Origin of the sequence: Nostoc sp. 2RC, from assembly GCF_014222165.1 — a bacterium.
GTDB classification, from domain to species: Bacteria; Cyanobacteriota; Cyanobacteriia; order Cyanobacteriales; family Nostocaceae; genus Nostoc; species Nostoc linckia.
Genome location: NZ_JACKZU010000149.1, coordinates 1 through 18,611, shown reverse-complemented (window position 1 = coordinate 18,611; position 18,611 = coordinate 1). Strand labels below are relative to the sequence as shown.

The 18,611-nt window shown below is 40.4% G+C and carries 13 protein-coding genes and 1 pseudogene; 5 read left to right on the top strand and 9 right to left on the bottom strand.

What is annotated here, in order from left to right; genetic code table 11:
- Positions 1-57: 57 nt before the first annotated feature.
- Positions 58-3,705 (bottom strand): response regulator, encoded by a 3,648-nt coding sequence (locus GNE10_RS17775; protein ID WP_185566317.1) that lies wholly within the window; start codon positions 3,703-3,705, stop codon positions 58-60.
- 419 nt (positions 3,706-4,124) lie between these two features.
- Here GNE10_RS17775 and GNE10_RS17770 point away from each other — a divergent pair, with 419 nt between their 5' ends.
- A complete protein-coding gene (locus tag GNE10_RS17770; RefSeq protein ID WP_185566316.1) occupies positions 4,125-4,358 on the top strand; it encodes a hypothetical protein in 234 nt (77 codons plus the stop codon).
- A gap of 91 nt (positions 4,359-4,449) precedes the next feature.
- Here GNE10_RS17770 and GNE10_RS17765 read toward each other — a convergent pair whose 3' ends face one another.
- Both GNE10_RS17765 and GNE10_RS17760 read right to left on the bottom strand, forming a co-directional pair.
- Positions 4,450-5,310 carry a hypothetical protein gene (locus GNE10_RS17765; RefSeq protein ID WP_185566315.1) on the bottom strand — a complete coding sequence of 287 codons (861 nt, stop codon included), beginning with the start codon at positions 5,308-5,310 and terminating at the stop codon, positions 4,450-4,452.
- A 54-nt stretch (positions 5,311-5,364) separates the two neighbouring features.
- A complete protein-coding gene (locus GNE10_RS17760) occupies positions 5,365-5,643 on the bottom strand; it encodes a GlsB/YeaQ/YmgE family stress response membrane protein (RefSeq protein WP_185566314.1) in 279 nt (92 codons plus the stop codon).
- 642 nt (positions 5,644-6,285) lie between these two features.
- Here GNE10_RS17760 and GNE10_RS17755 point away from each other — a divergent pair.
- Complete coding sequence (locus GNE10_RS17755; RefSeq protein WP_185566313.1) at positions 6,286-7,701, top strand: MATE family efflux transporter; 1,416 nt, start codon at positions 6,286-6,288, stop codon at positions 7,699-7,701.
- A gap of 179 nt (positions 7,702-7,880) precedes the next feature.
- Here the strand turns inward: GNE10_RS17755 and GNE10_RS17750 are convergent, their stop codons facing one another.
- From GNE10_RS17750 to GNE10_RS17735, 4 genes are all read right to left on the bottom strand, one after another.
- Complete coding sequence (locus GNE10_RS17750) at positions 7,881-9,632, bottom strand: ABC transporter ATP-binding protein (protein WP_185566312.1); 1,752 nt, start codon at positions 9,630-9,632, stop codon at positions 7,881-7,883.
- A 209-nt stretch (positions 9,633-9,841) separates the two neighbouring features.
- A complete protein-coding gene (locus GNE10_RS17745) occupies positions 9,842-11,740 on the bottom strand; it encodes an ABC transporter ATP-binding protein (protein WP_185566311.1) in 1,899 nt (632 codons plus the stop codon).
- A gap of 353 nt (positions 11,741-12,093) precedes the next feature.
- Positions 12,094-12,804 carry a GDYXXLXY domain-containing protein gene (locus GNE10_RS17740; protein WP_185566310.1) on the bottom strand — a complete coding sequence of 237 codons (711 nt, stop codon included), beginning with the start codon at positions 12,802-12,804 and terminating at the stop codon, positions 12,094-12,096.
- A 158-nt stretch (positions 12,805-12,962) separates the two neighbouring features.
- Positions 12,963-14,384, bottom strand: a complete 1,422-nt coding sequence (locus GNE10_RS17735) for a DUF2157 domain-containing protein (protein WP_185566309.1) — start codon at positions 14,382-14,384, stop codon at positions 12,963-12,965.
- A gap of 490 nt (positions 14,385-14,874) precedes the next feature.
- Between GNE10_RS17735 and GNE10_RS17730 the strand changes: the two genes are divergently transcribed.
- From GNE10_RS17730 to GNE10_RS17720, 3 genes are all read left to right on the top strand, one after another.
- Positions 14,875-15,840, top strand: a complete 966-nt coding sequence (locus GNE10_RS17730; RefSeq protein WP_185566308.1) for an RsmB/NOP family class I SAM-dependent RNA methyltransferase — start codon at positions 14,875-14,877, stop codon at positions 15,838-15,840.
- A 216-nt stretch (positions 15,841-16,056) separates the two neighbouring features.
- On the top strand, positions 16,057-16,839 hold the full coding sequence (locus GNE10_RS17725; protein ID WP_185566307.1) for an ABC transporter permease: 783 nt from the start codon (positions 16,057-16,059) through the stop codon (positions 16,837-16,839).
- A 302-nt stretch (positions 16,840-17,141) separates the two neighbouring features.
- Entirely contained in the window at positions 17,142-17,714 is a 573-nt protein-coding gene (locus GNE10_RS17720; protein WP_185566306.1) for an ABC transporter permease subunit, read from the top strand.
- A 40-nt stretch (positions 17,715-17,754) separates the two neighbouring features.
- On the opposite strand, the gene GNE10_RS17715 is transcribed toward GNE10_RS17720, so the two are convergent.
- Both GNE10_RS17715 and GNE10_RS35470 read right to left on the bottom strand, forming a co-directional pair.
- A complete protein-coding gene (locus GNE10_RS17715; protein WP_185566305.1) occupies positions 17,755-18,102 on the bottom strand; it encodes a hypothetical protein in 348 nt (115 codons plus the stop codon).
- A gap of 233 nt (positions 18,103-18,335) precedes the next feature.
- Positions 18,336-18,611: pseudogene (locus tag GNE10_RS35470) on the bottom strand (hypothetical protein); the annotation flags it as partial.

Below are 18,611 nucleotides of genomic sequence, written 5' to 3'. Positions count from 1 at the left end.
CCTCCCACACCTCCCACACCTCCCACACCTCCTGCTTGCCCCATGCCCCATGCCTATTTACCTATACAACCAAACCCTGAGCAGTGAAAGCAGTTGTTCGGTATCTACAGGTTTGGTAATATAATCAGATGCGCCGGCTTCGATGCATTTTTCGCGATCGCCTGGCATGGCTTTGGCTGTTAAAGCGATGATTGGTAGGGAACGAAATTGTGGTTGTTGGCGGATGGCGCGGGTGGTTTCGTAACCATCCATTTCTGGCATCATGATGTCCATCAAAACTATGTTGATGTCGGGATTAGCTATCAGCTTTTCAATGCCATCTCTGCCATTTTCGGCAAACAGTACTTCCATGTGATAGCTTTCTAAAAAGCTAGTAATGGCAAAGATATTTCTTAGGTCATCATCGACAATCAAAATTTTGCGATTGGCTAGCACTGGGTCGGTTTGGTGCAGCTGTTCGAGTATTTGCCGCTTTGGTGCTGGCAGATTTGCCTGGACGCGATGCAGGAACAAAGCTGTTTCGTCTAATAATCGTTCTGGCGATCGCACGTTTTTAATAATAATTGTCTCTGCTAGCCCCCGCAGTTGGGTTTCTTCTTGGCGACTGAGTTCTTTGCCTGTGTAGATGATTATTGGCAGTTTCACCAGTCTGGGTTCTAGCTTGATTTGCTCAATGAGTGTAAACCCGGTCATGTCGGGCAGACCCAAGTCTAGTACCATACAATCAAAGTGCTGCGATCGCAATATTTCCAGTGCTTCTTTTCCTGTACCTACTGCTGTACTCTGGACATCGCTATTACCAATGAGTTCGATAATACTTTGGGCCTGTATGGAGTCATCTTCCACTATTAAAAGATTTTTGACTTGACGCTCAATAAAGCTTTTAATATCAGTCAATACTTGATTGAGGGCTTCTGGAGAAACAGGTTTTTGCAGGTAGGTAATTGCTCCTAGCTTTAATCCCCGTTGCTGTCTTTCATCCACAGACAAGATATGCACTGGAATGTGTCTGGTGCTGGGGTTATGTTTGAGACGATCCAGCACTGTCCAACCATCCATCTCTGGCATGTGGATATCTAGCATAATGGCGTTCGGCTCGAATTGTTGTGCTAGGGCTAGACCTTGTTTGCTTTGTAAGGCTACGATTCCTTTAAAGCCCTGCTGGCGTGCCATGTCTAGTAAGATGCGGGCGAATTTATCGTCATCTTCGATAATTAACAAAACGCGATCGCCTGATTCAATTGTTAGCCGGTCATCTGGAATTTCGCTGATGCTGGAAACCATCTTCGGTGATGGAGAAATATCTCCTTGAGAGGTATTCCGGCTTTCAACCGTTAGCACTTTTGGGATGGGGGGTGCTAATTTAGTAGGAACATTTTTAGGCTTTTCTGGTTTGCCTTCAAATTCAATTTGTGGCGTCGAAGCCTTTCTCGTTAGCGGTAAGTAGAGAGTGAAAGTACTTCCTGCACCTGGTTGGCTGATTAGTTCAATTCTGCCACCTAAAAGTTGAGCCAATTCACGACTGATGGATAAGCCTAAGCCAGTTCCGCCATACCTGCGGCTAGTTGTGCCGTCTGCTTGCTGGAATGCCTCGAAAATAATTTTTTGTTTTTCTGGTGGAATGCCAATGCCGGTATCGCTAACTGCAAAAGCAATGGTGGGTTGTTCCCCTGGGGCTACTTCAACCATACTAATTTGTAACTTCACCCCTCCCTGTTGAGTAAACTTAAAGGCGTTAGCTAAAAGATTTTTTAATACTTGTTGCAGACGCTTGGAGTCGGTAGAAATTACTGGGGGTAATTTGTCGTCTAGTTCAATGGCGAAACTGAGTTTTTGATTTTCGGCAAGTTGACGGAAAGTATGCTCTACAGATGTCTGTAAATCAGCAAAGGCCAGTTGCTCAATTTCTAGGGAAATTGTACCAGACTCAATTTTTGCCAAATCTAAAATATCATTAATTAATTCGAGTAAATCAGTTCCAGCAGAGTAGATTGTGCGGCTATACTCTACCTGTTTTTCAGTTAAGTTATTCAGAGAATTATCTGATAGCAGTCTTGCTAAAATTAACAAGCTGTTTAGCGGTGTCCGTAACTCGTGGGACATATTCGCCAAAAATTCTGATTTATATTTAGAAGATAGTGCCAGTTGGTCGGCTTTTTCTTCTAATGACTTCCTAGATTGCTCAATTTCCCGATTTTTGCGGGCAACTTCCTGATTTTGCATTTCTAGAAGTTCTGCTTTTTCTTCTAGTTCTTCGTTGAGTTGCTGCAATTCTTCGTTGGACTGCTTGATAATAAATTGTGATTCTTGTAATTTTTGGGCTTGTTCTTCTAGCAGTTGATTACTTTGTTGTAGTTCTTCTTGCTGACTTTGCAGTTCTTCTGTTAAAGCAACAGATTCGGCTAGTAGTTGCTGAGTTTGTAATTGTGAAGCGATGTTATTTAAAAATACACCCAAAATTTCACTTAATTGCTCTAGAAATGTCAGGTGTAAGTCTTTAAAAGGTGCAAAGGCAGCAAGTTCAATGACTGCATTTACCTGGTCTTCAAATATTATGGGCAATACAATGATATTTAGCGGTGGAGCTTCTCCCAAGCCAGAACTAATGCGAATATAATCGCTGGGAACTCCAGTTAAGAGAATTCTTTGTTTTTCTAGGGCGCATTGTCCCACCAATCCCTCGCCCAAGCGAAACTGATTTGCTAAGTTTTTCCGCTCTTGATAAGCATAACTACCCAACAACTTCAGCACTGGCTCATCGTTGATTGAGTCCATAACATAAAAAACGCCAGCGGACGCCCCAACTAAGGGAGCCAGATTCGACAATATCGTCCGAGATACACTTTCTAAATTTCGCTGCCCTTGAAGCATTTGGGTAAATTCAGCCAAATTAGACTTGAGCCAGTTTTGCTCGTCGTTTTTTTGAGTTGTGTAGCGCAGATTGGCGATCATTTGGTTGAAGGTGCGCTTCAGTACGCCAATTTCATCTTCGCGATCGCTTTCTGGCAAATTTACCGATAAATCCCCATCGGCCACCTTTTGCACTAACTGAGAAACTCGCCTCAGCGGTAGTGAAATGTGTCTGGTGAGAATAATTCCAATCAAAACTAAGATTGCAGCAAATAAAGGAATACTATAAACAATAGTCGCCAGTGTTTGGCGAGCCGCTAACTGTGCCCGCTCAGAACGCTGCTTAAGAAGTACATTTTCTTCATTTTTTATTGCCTGGAGTAGTTTTTGGATTCTATCCATCAACTGCTTACCCCTGTCTGTGGCAACAGCTTCCTGGGCAACTTCTAAGCCTTGGTTCTGTCGTAAGTCAATGACATTTTTCATTACAGCCATCCTCTCGGTTAGGAGTGGCTCTAACATATTCAACCGATTTTGTTGGTTGGGGTTATCTAGTGTTAATTTTTGAAGTTCCTTGAATGTTTGATTCAGCGATTGCATAGCAGCGTTATATGGTTCTAAATAACGCTGTTCTCCAGTAATAATGTAACCACGTTGCCCAGTTTCGGCTTTTGTCAGTTGTAAGTTCAGGTCTTCAATCTGACTTAATACCTCATAAGTATGGTTTTCTTTGCGCGAAGTTTCAATTAATTCATTGGTACTTTGATAGGAGATTAGACCAATTGAGGTCAGAATTGCTACGCTTAAGGTAAAACCTGCCCCAATTTTGGTTCCAATCTTCAAACGGTTCAACATTTTTAAAAAACAGTTAATTTCAATTTTTTGTAGTGGCTATCAATATTTCGATGGTCTTTCAGCTATTTAAATACTCTTTGCCAATTTTTAGCAAATCATATCTGTTAATTTTTTTCATCTCAGTTCTGCTTCAGGACTCAATTGTGATTTATTGCATGATAAAATCAGGCTTTTAGTCTCTCAAAACTAAGGTTTTAATTTATCTAGAACTGAGTTGTTTTTTAGTTATTTATATATTAATGTTAGAAATTTTTTATCGATATTTTAACATCATAGCCTGATTAAGCCTTGAGACAGTATAACTTATTTCAAAAGAAGCAACCACTTGATTTTTTAATTTATCCTCGCGGTGGATAATTAAATTTGAAACTACGAGTATATATTGAATATCTAATCTTCATCAAATAAAGGTGGTTTTTATGAGTGCAGTAATTGAGCTAGCAAGACCAAAATTTTGCCAAGGACAAAAGGTAGAATTTATTGGTGGATTGGGAACCATAATACAATGTTGTCGTAACTCTGGAAATTGGTCATATCTTGTGGAAATGGAAATGGGTATAGAACCAGAAATGGGTAGAATTGGTTGTGAGACTACTATTTTACTATTTGAAACAGATATTATTTTACTCCAAGACTACCCCCTTGCAGCTTAGGATTTTAGGATGTCATGATTGTTTTGCAAGGCTCAAATCCCCGACTTATCTAAAAAGCCGGGGATTGAAATAGATGAGATTAGACATTTGCTTAGAGGTTATTAATCACCTGGCGATCGCCTTGAATAGACTCAGCTACGGATTGCTCATAAATCCGAAAGTTTTGAATCTTGTTACTCTCTAAAATAGCTCTTGCACCTGCCATATAGATATCAGTAGCATTTAGAAATACAATAAAATTGCCAAGATTCAGTTGATGTTCGTAATATTTGGCTAAATCTTCAGGAAATTCTAAAGGATAATAGTTACTTTTAGTTATTACAGAAACTTGGCTCATGGGAAAGCCAGCTGTTTGAAGTTCTGTAAGTGCTGTTTCTAGATGTTGACGCTGACAAAAAATACCAACTCCATATTTATAGCGACTTTTGGGGGATAAATATGGCTGATAAATACCCCGGTGTTGAATGCTGTGGCGATTAAAAATCCTCTGAGCGAAATGAATTTCGGTTTCTGTACCTGTTACTATAACCAAATAGTAACCTTGGAAAACTAAATCGCTATAAACCCGCGCTTGCCCTTCAGGAATTCCCAAAGGTAGTAACGCACCAGCCAAATTTCCGGCGCGTATACCGATCGCACCACCTATGATGGTGGTAGCGATGGTTGCTGCCTCTGCTCCGGCTACCATGACTGGGCCCATACCAGGAATTGCCAGCTGAGTTATACCGCTAACAAGACCGCTTAAAGTACCACCAGTGAATTCCTCAGATGCCTTGCCAGCAACTTCTCTAGCCTTAACAGCGGCAATTTCACTTTGTTCTTCCGCCTTGCGCGCAATTACAGAAACTTTGTGCATTGGAAAGTTCGCAGCTTGTAGTTCCTGGAGTGCCAATTTTGCTTCTGAACATTCAGCGAAAATTCCGATAAATTTCCGCTCTTTTTCTAATGTCATTTTAGTTGCTTTGATTCAAAATCATTCCTAATTTATTAACTAAACTCTGAACAATTAAACAGCACTACGAGTTAGTAATCCCCAAAGGAAAATTAACAGCATTGCACCCAGAACAGCAAATAAAATACTTCCCAGTGATAAAGCTCCTACAGATGCCGCCGCCGCCGAACTACTCCCCAACAACACTTGGCCTAAATAACCGCCAACTACCGCTCCCAGAATTCCTAACACAATCGTGGAAATAATACCACCACCTTGAGTTCCTGGGTAGAAAAACTTAGCTAAAGCACCTGCAATTAAACCTAAAACTAGCCAAGCAATGATATTACCCATAATCTTTCTCCCTGTGAAAATGTTGTTTTTTTGACATTTTTATATTAAAATTTTTATGATAAGTTGCCGATCTATCTAGAGAACTAATATCAAAAATCTTCAGGCATTATTTGATGTTAGCTGTTCCCCGTTGATAGTCGGGAGTTAACAGTCAACGCTTTAAGCAGAAATAGCCCCAAAAAGCAGAAGTCAGGTTTAAAGCCCTGCCTGTAAGAGACCATTTATCGAACAGAATTCAGGAGTCAGGAGTCAGAATTCAGTTGGGTATTCTGTATGACTGAAGGCGTCAGTCGTCAGAATTCAGCATTGATTCTGTACGACTGGGAGATGAATAACCGGGTTTAAAACCCCACCAAATTGTAGATTTGGTGGTCAACAAGAAAGTCGTGGGTTTGAATCCCCGACTGTAAGCGTTCGCTTTAGCGTCTCATAGAGAAGCGTGAGCGAGTCTTCGATAGCGAGTACTCGGAGGTCGCGTATTGATTCTGACTCCTGTTAGCGGTAGCGGGACGTTTAGCTCATTCTGACTTCTGAATTCTGACTCCTGAATTCTGAATTCTTCTTCAACAAATCTAGAAAAAATTAGATGCTCTAGTCAATTAAACAAGCTTAGAGTATTAAGAGCAATATTTTTTGAGCTTCATGAATCACATAATCCATAGAGATAAATTAATATCTGAAATTAAACAATGTCTGTTATTAGCTGTTCCTTTAGCCACAGCACAGTTAGCTCAATCATCTACTGGATTTGTGGATACGGTAATGATGGGTTGGTTGGGAAGTGAGACTATTGCATCTGGAGGTTTGGGGGCTACACTCTTTACTTTTTTGCTTTTAATTACTACGGGTATTGTAACTGCTGTTAGTCCTTTAGTTGCGGAAGCATACGGAGCCGGAAAGCCTCAAGAAGTAGGTAAGATTGTCCAACAAGGATTGGGAATATCTTTGTTATTGGGTATACCGATTGTAATAATACTTTGGAATGGGGGCGCTTTATTACTGTTATTGGGTCAGAATGCCGCCACAGTAGCATTAGCAGAAACTTATTTAAGAGCGATCGCATTTGGTTTTATCCCTGCTTTAGGCTTTGCTGTACTCAAAGGTTTTCTTTCTGCTGTGTCTCAACCGCAGTTAATTACCATCACCGTTGTGTTAGGTACTTTGTTTAACATTACAGCTAATTATGTTTTGATGTTTGGCAAATTAGGACTGCCTGCCTTAGGGCTAGCTGGCATTGGTTGGGCAAGCGCGTTATCACTTTGGAGTATGTTTATTGCTTTAGTAATTTATATATATAGCCAGCATCGATTTATAAATTACCGGATATTTGACGCTGCATTTCACTACACTTTTACCAAGGAAAATTACCGCATTTTTTGGCAAATTTTTCAAATTGGATTACCGATTGGCGGATTAATTGCAGTGGAAGGAGGACTGTTTACAGTTGTCACATTTTTAGTAGGACAAATAGGAACTACTTCCCTAGCTGCTCATCAAATCGCCTTGCAAACAGCTTCTATGTCTTTTCAAATTGCACTTGGTATTTCTTTAGCAACAACTGTGCGTGTTGGACAATTAGCTGGAGAGCAAGATTTAATTGGTGTTCGCCTAGCTGGATATGTAGGTATTAGCTTGGGTGCTTTGTCTATGGCTATTGCAGGAATTATTTTTTGGTTCTTACCAAAGTCAGTTATTTCTCTTTACCTTGACATCAACAATCCTAATAATCAAGATGTAGTGAATTTGGCAGTTAAATTACTTGTAGTAGCTGCCATTTTTCAAATCGTTGACGGCGTGCAAGTCACAGCAGCCGGAGCATTACGAGGCTTAAAAGATACGCGAATTCCTATGTTAATTGGTATTTTTGCTTACTGGGCTATTGGTTTATCTATTGGTTATGCTTTGGGTATATGGTTAGGGTATGGAGCAATTGGTCTTTGGTGGGGGTTAGCAATTGGTTTAGTCAGTGCAGCCATAGTTTTAACTTGGCGGTTTAGCATTTTGCAATTTGTAAAACTTAAAATAGACAATTCAATTTCAATCTCTAATAAACAGTAACGTGAAATTTCAACACAAGGAAGCCGAAATCGGTTCACTCATCTCTGAAAAACGCTTATAGTCTGAACTTCGATGATGGTATCGCTAAAAAATCCTTTGATTTAGCGTACTTGCCAAGTATAGTAAGTGGAGTGTTGGAACAGGAAGGATTGAGCAAATTGAGTTCGATTCACGACAATTCAAGCTTCGTCTTGCATACTAATTAGTCTGGCGTAATAACCATCCTGGGCAAGTAGTTCGTCATGACTACCAGCCTCCACAATCCGCCCTTGTTCAAGTACGTAGATTCTATCTACATAACGTGCCGCCAACATCCGATGAGAAACCAGTACCGTAGTAAGTCCATTCCTGACTGCTGACAATTGCGACAGAACTAAAGCCTCAGTTCTGGTATCCAGAGCAGAAAAGCAGTCATCCAGCAGCAAGATGGGGGTTTGGCGAATCAGCCCGCGAGCTAGGCTAGTTCTTTGCTTCTGCCCACCTGATAAAGTTACCCCACGCTCACCAATCAATGTGGATAAACCTGCACTAAATTTGTTAATTGTTGCTTCAAGCTGTGCATATCGGGCAGCTTGCCAAATGAATTCGGGCGGTCGGTCTGGTTTATCGAAGGAAATGTTATCTGAAATTGGTGCAGCAAACAGAAAAGTATCTTGAGGAACATATGACAGGTTTTGGCGCAGATGTCTCAACCCGATGTCTCGTAAATCTTGCCCATCCACTTTGATTTGTCCGCTATTAGGCTCCAATTGTCTGGCCAGCAAACGCAACAAAGTAGACTTGCCAGAGCCTACACGACCGATAATAGCAATCATTTCGCCAGGGCTAATATTCAGGGATATCTGCTCTAGAACCAGACGCGATGATTCTCCAGCACTAACTGGGTAACTATATGACAGATCTTCAACTGCGATTTTGCCATCGATCGGCTGGGCTGATAAGCTGGTGGGAGCATCTTGAATCTCTGGCTTTTCATTCATAATCTCAAATACTCTGGTTGCAGCTGTACTGGCATTGAGCAAAGTATAGACAACAAAGCTGCTCTCCTTGATTACCCCAAGAACCATAGCCAAATAAAAGATGAAAGCTGTCAGCGTGCCGACGCTCATTTGCCCAGCCAATACTTGGCTTCCACCCACGCCAACAACGATTAAGGTCATCAAACCACTACCCAGCACAATGGAAGCAGTGAGAATAGCATTCAAATCGATCAACTTTTGATGAGCTAGCGCATAATGATTTGACACGCTTGTAAAATGACTAATTTCACGCTCTTCCTGGGCATGAGACTGGATGGTACGGATACCCTTGAGGTTTTGCTGTACTGTTTCTGTCAACTTACCAAAACCTGCTTGCACCCCTGCCGATGCCAGCAAAATACGCCCAGCTAAATACCAGCTGTTAACAACCATCACTAGCAGTAAAGGAATAAGCAACAATGTTAACTGGAGTGACTGTTGTACCATAAAAATCGGGGCAATCAACACCACACCGATGATGCTCACCAGTCGATGTACAGCAGAACGAAAAAAGCGACGAATGGATTCCATATCATTAGTCGCTCGTGCCATTAAGTCACCCAAATGATAGTTTGCATAGAAACCATGACCGAGGGTCTGTAAGTGTGCATAGAACGCTTGCCGTAAATCATAAGATATATCAATTGAAATCAGCGCATTCTTGCGACGACCAAAGTGCAGGATCGCAAAGCGTACAACTGTCAAACTAAGTATCGCCAGAGTCGGTAATACAATGTTCTTATCCTGTTTTGAAATCAAATCAATACCGACTTTCAAATAAATAGGAATAGCAGCTTCAACAAGATGAACAATCAAAAGAGCTATTACTGCTATTAACCACTGAAAACGATAAGGTTTAAAGTAGTGAAAAATTTGTGACAACGCAGTTAAATTACGTAAATTTGATTTCATTTTTCCTCAGTCAGCTTCAGTTTAATCCGGCTATCTAGAGAAATAAATATTTGGATTAGATTTTCTGTAATTATTCAATCACAATAATTTACATATAATAAGGCTTACAGCTTGAAATTATCATTCAAATACAGTTAGCAAGTCAGCTTAGTTGAGATTAATTTTTTGTACAAATGTATTGTTAAAAAATCGTTTCAATATTAGACATCTTAAGTTAGACAAGATGATGCATTTTCACGTCCACCCTTGTACAATTGCGCTTCATAAAGAGTTTTATAAAAACCATTACAAAGCATTAATTCCTTGTGGTTTCCTATTTCCACTAGTTGACCATGATTTAAAACTACAATGCGGTCTACTCGCCGAATAGTCTGTAATCTATGGGCAATGATGATAGAAGTTCTGTTGGCTGTTACTTTCTCCAAAGCAGCTTGTATAGCAGCTTCGGTTTTCGGATCGATACTAGCAGTGGCTTCATCCAGAATCAGAATTTCAGGATTTAGGGCAATGACACGAGTAAACGCTAATAACTGGCGTTCTCCTTGTGATAAATTTTGGCCGCGGTCTTCCAATACTGTATCAAAGCCTAATGGCAAAGCTTCAATGAAATCTAGGGACTGTATCAATTTAGCGGCTTGTCGGGCATCTTCTAGTGTGATATTTGGATTACCTAAGGCGATGTTGTCATAGACAGTACCAGGAAACAGATGAAAGTCTTGAAAGATGATACCTACACGCCTACGGAGTTGTGCAGGATCTATCTGCATGATGTCGATACCATCTATGAATAAACTGTTTTCAGGCACATCGTAGAAACGACAGATGAGCCGCGTCAATGTTGTCTTGCCAGAACCAGTGGGCCCGACGATGGCAATGTTTTCTCCTGGTGCCACAGAAAGACTGAAGTGACGAATCACTGTTTCGCTGTTTTCATAACAAAAATTCAGATCGCGAAACTCAATCAGACCTTGCAAACCTTCAGGTAAGGGTATAGGTTGCAACGGCACTGATAAAGATTCGTTCCAGTCCAACAGCCCGAATATGCGTTCGCAGGCCGCTGCTGCTCGGAACACTGCATTTGCTTGATCCCCCAAAGCTACAATCGGACGGAACAACATATCGCTAAATTGCAAGAACAACACCACCGATCCCAGGCTAGTAGTGTGGTTCAGTACGTGTTGCCCGCCTAACCACAGGATACTAGCGATCGCTAAATAGGATATGTTGTCGATGATCGGATTGTATACAGTCTCCGCCATGATAGCCTTTGTCTCCGCTACCCGATTGGCTTGGTTAATATCAGAGTACTGTTGAAAGCTCAGTGCTTCTCGCCCCGACATCTGCACAATTTCAATCCCTGATAAGTGTTCGTGCAAATGCTCGTTGAGACGCGATAAACTGCCACGGATGACCTGATAAATCGAACTAGAATAACCTCGAAAAATGACGATTACACCCGCCACAAACAACATCAAAGGTGATAGTTCTACGGTAAGCATCGCATCCAAAGACAACATTACGCTGAAAGCAACAACCAATGGAATCAATTCCCCAGCCAACGCACCGACACCAGTCAAAAGTTCAGACAAACTCTCGATATCGTTAGCGATGCGGGTCAATACCTGCCCGACCATAACGCGATCGTAAAAAGCAGATGGCAAATGCTCGACATGGGCAAACAAATCGCGGCGCAAGTCACTCAAACCCAACAGTGCTGCATAAGAAAGCTGAGAGCGAAAGGCATACCCAAAGCCAGACCACAGCAGTACCCAAAGTAAACCAACAAGGGCGGCAGCAATTATTTGGTCGATGTTTAGTGTGGTTGCTAACCATTGGATTAATGCCGTTTGTCCATAATCTGGTAAATCAGTCCGGTAATTATGCATCAAAATACCGTCCACTACTACCCGGCTAATTACAACTGGTATCAAAACGGCAGCTGTAGCCGAAAGCATTGCAAACAGCAGAGCTAAAGCAATGCGCCAGCCATATGGAGCCATCCAGTGCCGCAGTCGCCAGACATTGCTGACAAAGGAGTTATGCTTATCGGTTGATACTTCAAAGGGGTCAAGCCGACCAAGAGTGTTAGAGGTCTTTGATGATGTCATAGTTTGATCCCCAGGACTTCGGTATTCACAAATTGCTCTTTAAAGGGTAAAGGGTAAAGGGGAAAGGTTTTAAATCCCTTACCCTTTTCCCCTTTCCCTTTCCCCAGCCCTCACCTAGCAAAGTTAACTTGTCAGACTACTAGTGCTTGTTTTATTTACTGGAACCACTTTTTAATAAAATACTGTTAATCGGTCAATTTATAGTATTTTGATGAAGCTTAATAGTCTCATGAACCAGAGTAAAAAGCAAGTGTCCGACTATAGCATAATCGGACACTGATAACGGTTATATCTCGCTTGAATACCAAGATAGGCTATCTAGAAATCCTTGACTAACAGGAGAGTGTAATAACCTAAAAGCGATAGTTGCGATCGCGTACCCACATACTAATTGGTAATGCATTACCCTGGGGATCGACTTTGGCCTTCACCACGATGGGAGGTACTTGTCCTCTTCTGGCGCGTTGGGCTTGCAAGTCGTTTCTAATTTGCTGGCGTTGGTTTTCAGGGATGTAATATTTTTCTAGGCCGTAGTTGACGGAACCATCCTGATAGACACCTCTTAAAGATACTTGATTAGCTCTCAGAGAAGTGGGGCGTTCGCTACTGACTCTTAACGGTCTCCAAGCTGTAGGAACACCACGACTAAAAGATGCTTGCTCTTGTAAAGTTACGTAGATGTTGGTTCCCTCAGGCAATCTTCTACCACTTCCACGGCCTTTGCTAACTATGGTCTGCCAACCAGGGAGTCTGCTCAAATTAGCAATGCGAGAAATGTTATAGTCTAACTCTAGAGCGTTTCCTTGTACAACGTCATTAGGGTTTACTGGCGCAGTTTGCAAAATCACCGTCTTACCAGTCATGTCTGTATAAAGCGCTTGGGCTGGTACTGCCATAATTAACGCAGTTTGTACTGCTAATGGTGCTATTAAGCGCCAAATAGGTAAGGGCTGATTCGATTTTTGTTCCGTAGCAATCAAGTAATCCCGAAAAGTGACTGTTTTGGAAAATTCAGCTTCGGGAGACAAGGATTTATTTTTAGATTCAGAAGAATTACTACTCATGAGCGTAGTCCTAAAAAGCAGGGGGTATTGAGGAGGACAAAATTAACGAGGTTAGGACTGACGCAGAGAAACTTTAACAATTTTAGATTTTTGATTTTAGATTAAAGAAAAAATCTAAAATCCAGAATTTATTCTGAATTGGTGAATTCTTTCTTCCACTACTTTTGACTTGTAGACTTAGATGTACCGCTTTGGCGGCGTTCAAACCAAAGTCCACCACTAATTAAAGCCGAACCGCACAACACAAAGACCAGAGACTTAAATAGTAAGTCGGTATCATACTCTTGTACCCGACTGATAACTTGGAGTGTTACTAACAGCATACCGCCCCAAAAGGAACTTCTGTTGTTCAATTTCAATCCTTCTTGAATTAGTCCCCAGGCTAATGTTGCCAGAAGTACATTGAAAATAAAAATTCCAAGTTCATCAACTCGGCTGATAGTTTGATGCCAAAAAGGTACTAAGGCAATAAACACCAGAAAAGTAGTAATGACAGCAGTGGTAAAAATCACTTCGCGGCGGGGAGGATTATTTCTTTGACGCAGCAAAAATAACCATTGCAACACCGCTAAGCCGCTGAGAATTCCCAAATCAATTATCGGCAGAGACTCGAACAAATTCGTCAAAGTCGTTGGTTGATTAGAGCTATAATCTGGAGAATCCCACACCCAACGGAAAGATAGGACATAGAAGACTAGACCAAAGCTAATCAACGCTAAATTACGAGCTAGGGATTGAAACAATCTGTAATTTATGGTTGGAAACAGCAGATCGTCATAACTCCAGAATAATGCAGGTGGCAGTGCAAAAGCAAAAGAAGCCACCCAAGGAGCTATATCAGCATAATTTAGCAGTGGGAGAGGATTGAGGTTGGCTTGCAAGGAGCTAGCAAACACGAAGGCTGCTAGAGCGAAAATCCAACGCGATCGACAGAAGTAAGCCAAGGGTACAAACACTAGCCATGCTAACAAAGGCATGTGCTGTACCAGCAGTCGCGACCAAGTTACTTCACTAGAAGAGTACCATAAATCTTCTAGTCCCGTCCAATAGCCAATTTCCACAAGGATAATTGACAGAATTCCTAAGGAATTTAAGAACAAACTGTAGGCTAAGACTGCAACACCAAACCCCCAAGCGAGAAACAATTGGGAGATTGAACCGCTAATGTTGAACATCTGGGCCATAAGCAGTAGATTTGCGCCTAAAATGAAAGCACTTAAAATGAGCAAACCCTCTCCCAGTAAGCGTTTGCTTTGTTGTGGCTTCTTGGCGTCACGTTGTTTCCAAGTGTAAAAACCAGTTATGGCGGTTGTAAAAAACAAACTCATCAGGACAATAAACTTGACTTCTCGCGAGCCAGATTGCCAGTTTGCTGCTACAAAAGTAACTATGCCCAAGCATAAAAGAATGCTGCCTATGGCGATCGCTATTGCAATAAAGCGATCGCGTGCAGCAGCGTCCAGGTTTTTAAATTGGTAACGTTCTTCTATCCGTTCGTACTGCGAAGAACTAATTATTCCCTCATCCCTCCATAATTGTGCTTCTTTGCGTAATTTTTGCCTAAAATTATCTAAGAACATGACCTTCTCCGGTGCAGTGGGGTAGCTTGGCCATTGCATTCCCAATGGCGGTCATTATATTTTGAGTATGATGCCAAAAGTCTTAATTACACTGTTCTTATGTAACAGTTTTACTGATATTCTGATACAGCTAAATTAGTAAGAATTCAGAACTCAGAATTCAGAACTCAGAATTGGTGAATTCTGAATTTCCATTGCGTTGATTTACACAGGGTTTTTCAGGTCAATGAAGTACATCACTAAGGGCGTAGATTTTGCCTTACCGTGGGGTAATTGTCTGTTATATATAAATTTTGAATTGTTAACTGTAGCTCATACCATTTCACAAAAATGATACACATACAAGCTCAGCTTTCCCACAGAGTAAAGCCGTTCCCCCGTACAAATTATTGTATTTCTATCAATATTTAAGTGAATTAATATCACTTCCTAATCCCTATTTGCCAAAATAATTTCAAAAAAATTCAAAAAATAAATTACAATTATATACATGGAAAAAGCTTCTAATTTATTACTTAAACTTTCGCGGCGTTTGTTTACAAATCTCGATGAGCAGGAAAAATTTATTCAGGCATTAATAAAGCCCCAAATATTTACATCTAGCATCCTTTGGTGTCAGGAAAAACCAGAAAATTCACCTTTTTTAGTGGAAACACCAATTGATTGGCAACCGCAATTTATAGACCGTTTACAGTTAGGAGAAAAACCCGGTCAACATTCACTACATGAAAAAGGATATTTTTATTGTTTAGATTTTTCTTCAGTGTTTGCTGCTTCCACTTTATTAACGATTCCTCAGCCAGTGGATTTAATTTTTGATATGTGTGCTGCACCAGGAGGGAAAAGTATCTTTGCTTGGAAAGCTTTGCAACCTGATTTACTCATCAGTAATGAAGTGATTGGTAAACGTCTGGGAATGCTAATTTCTAATTTAAAGCGTTGCGATATCAATCCCAGTGCTGTAGTTAATAGAGATTCGAGTATATTTGCCGAGACAATTCCAGCTTCTAGTAATTTGGTAATAGTTGATGCTCCTTGTACTGGACAATCGCTACTGGCTAAAGGCGAAAAAGCACCTGGTTGTTTTCATCCAACTGCTATTAATAAAAGCGCAAATCGACAAAAACGCATTATAGCTAATTCTGCTAAACTCGTTGCACCACAAGGATATCTAGCTTATATGACTTGTACATACTCACCCGAAGAAAATGAGCAAGTTGGTGAGTGGCTTTTGGAACGTTTTCCTAATTTTCAAGCAGTGGAAGTTAGTCATTTAGCTAAATATCAATCACATTTAACAACAATGCCTTGCTATCGAATATTTCCTCAAGATGGTTTGGGTGCTGGTGCATTTACAGTACTATTTAAAAATACTAATGAAAATCAAAATCAGGAAATTAATTTAGATGCTCTTTCTTCGTTATATATCTACCAAAATATCAAAAAATCTAGTTAAATAAACTCCGTAAAATAAATTATTATGGTGAAAGTGTTGACTGTTGATTGTTGAGGAGTTCATAATCTTTCTAGTCTCCAATTACAAGTTCAATATTGGACTCATATTTGATTTTTGTGAAACTAGGTACACTTTTATTACTTTTTACCTGTTAAGAGTCTCTACGAATAGTTCGGCGAATCAAACCGGATTTCCATATCAGTTTAGGGGTGCAAGATGCAAAGATATCTGAAAGTACTAAGACTATTTTGGAGTGCGGCGATCGCATCTGAGTTAGAGTATCGCATCAATTTTCTCATAGCTACCCTCAGTAGCTTGGGCAATCTTGTCGGCAGCCTTTTTGGACTATTTTTGTTTTATCGCACCGGCTACACTTTTGCTGGCTGGTCATGGGAAGCAGCTTTAGTAGTTCTAGGAATTTTTACCCTATTGCAAGGATTTTCCGCCACTTTTCTGGCCCCGAACTTAAATCGCATTGTGCGTCATGTGCAAGAAGGCACTCTTGACTTTATATTATTGAAACCCATTCGCAGTCAGTTTTGGCTTTCCACTCACACCATTTCACCTTGGGGGTTACCAGATTTAATTTTTGGTTGCATCATTATTGGCTACGCAGGTCAACGCCTGGGTGTAAGTATAGACAAATATTTACTCAGTATAGTGCCCTTATCATTTAGCTTGGTAATTTTATATAGCCTGTGGTTTATATTAGGTTCCATGACGATTTGGTTCGTTAAAATATACAACGTTACTGAGGTTTTGCGTAGTTTATTAGAAGCAGGTAGATATCCAATTACAGCTTTTCCAACTGTTTACCGCTTTTTCTTTACCTTTGTAGTACCAGTCAGTTTTTTAACAACAATACCAGCCCAAGCAGTGCTAAATCGTGGTGAAATTACCTGGTTTATAGGTGCAGGAGGATTGGCACTAGTATTATTTTTAATTTCTACTTGGTTTTGGCAATTTGCCTTGCGATTTTATACTAGTGCTTCGAGTTAGTGGTCACAAACAAGTCAATTAGAGAAATTGTATTGAATTTACTAATCAGGATTTATTTTAGTGATAAATTCTAGGAAAGCTAAGTTTTACCTTTTCTTTGTACTACTCCTATCTCATTGTCAGAATACCTAAACTTGTTTGACTAAGCGTTAAGGAGGAGAAGATATAGGAAATTTTGTAGTGGGAAAAGAGTAATACCAATTAAAATCACTTTTCTATAGCATCGGTAAATGATTTGCCAGACATGCTGCTTTATGCTGTTATCACAGTATTTCCTACATGTTCTCAATGAGAACTGAGGCATGGAAAATAACATGTTTTTAGAATTTTTAGCTAGCCTGCAACGATTATTTGTTGGTTACATTCCAGCCGCTGTATTAGGTAGTTTCATCGGATATTTTATCGCTATGAATAGCATGGTTTATCAGCTATTCAGGCGGATATTTCAGATACCACATAGTATTCCTCCTATAGCTTTACTACCGATTACTTTATTAGTGTTTAGAGAAAGTGAAGCTGCGGCTATTGTTATTATTTTTTTGGGAACTCTCTGGACAGTAATCATTAATACTGCAATAGGTCTGCGACATTTTCATAGACAAAATAAGAACTTTCGAGTAGCTATATTTCATATCTTTCATGCCCTGAAAGTTGGAATTTGGGTAGCTTGGTTTACAGTAATTGCCACAGAAATGTTGATAGGGCCAAAAGGATTAGGCTTTGTTCTTTGGGATAGTTATAAAAATGGTAATATCGATTCCATAATCGAGACAATACTCTACATTGGTATTATTGGTTTTTTGTTGGATCAGTTGCTAGATTTTGCAGCATCTATTCTCTCGCAAATGGTTTCAGATAATAAAAAATCTTCCTAATTGGATGGTTTGTTATAAATCCCTGAGGTAATTGAAATATTTAGCGTGATTCTATTTTTGACACTCGTTCCTCTAGTTGATTCACTTGTTGCTTTAGTTCAATCACTAAAGTTGCAAGTCTATCGAACATGGGATCTTGTCGTGATGAATTTTGTCTGGAACCTGTTGATTGTCGTGGAGTAAGTGTTGTTCTTGGCGATGGCGATCGCCCGCCTCTATTTATTTGAGATTCTAGCTGATTTAACCGCGACTCAACACGATTAAAGTCAGCTTCCAAGTTATTCAGCCGGGACTCAATTTGCTGCGATGAAGCAGTATTTGAAAATAGCCCACCCCAGATAATTACTCCTAAAATTCCAGCAATTATTAGCAATTTTATTTTATTCATATATTGCGCTAATCTTAATAACGGAGAATTCAGAATTCAGAATTCAGGAGTCAGGAGTCAGAATTCAGAATAAGCTCATATAGCAGTCTGATTTGATTAATGAACTAATCTGTATAGGCAGGCAAGAGGCAATAGGCAATAGGCAACAGGGTTATAAAAGAGTAAACCGTACGGGATTTTCTTCAAAAATCAAATAAGATTCCTATACCTAAAGTTAGGACTTCCAATACAAATTACTGAATTCTGACTCCTGACACCTGACTTCTGACTCCTGACTCCTGACTCCTGACTTCTGACTCCTGACTCCTGAATTCTGACTCCTGACTCCTGACTCCTGACTCCTGACTCCTGACTCCTGACTCCTGACTCCTGACACCTGACACCTGACTCCTGACACCTGACTTCTGACTCCTGACTCCTGACTCCTGAATTCTGACTCCTGACTCCTGAATTCTGACTCCTGAATTCTGACTCCTGAATTCTGACTCCTGAATTCTGACTCCTGAATT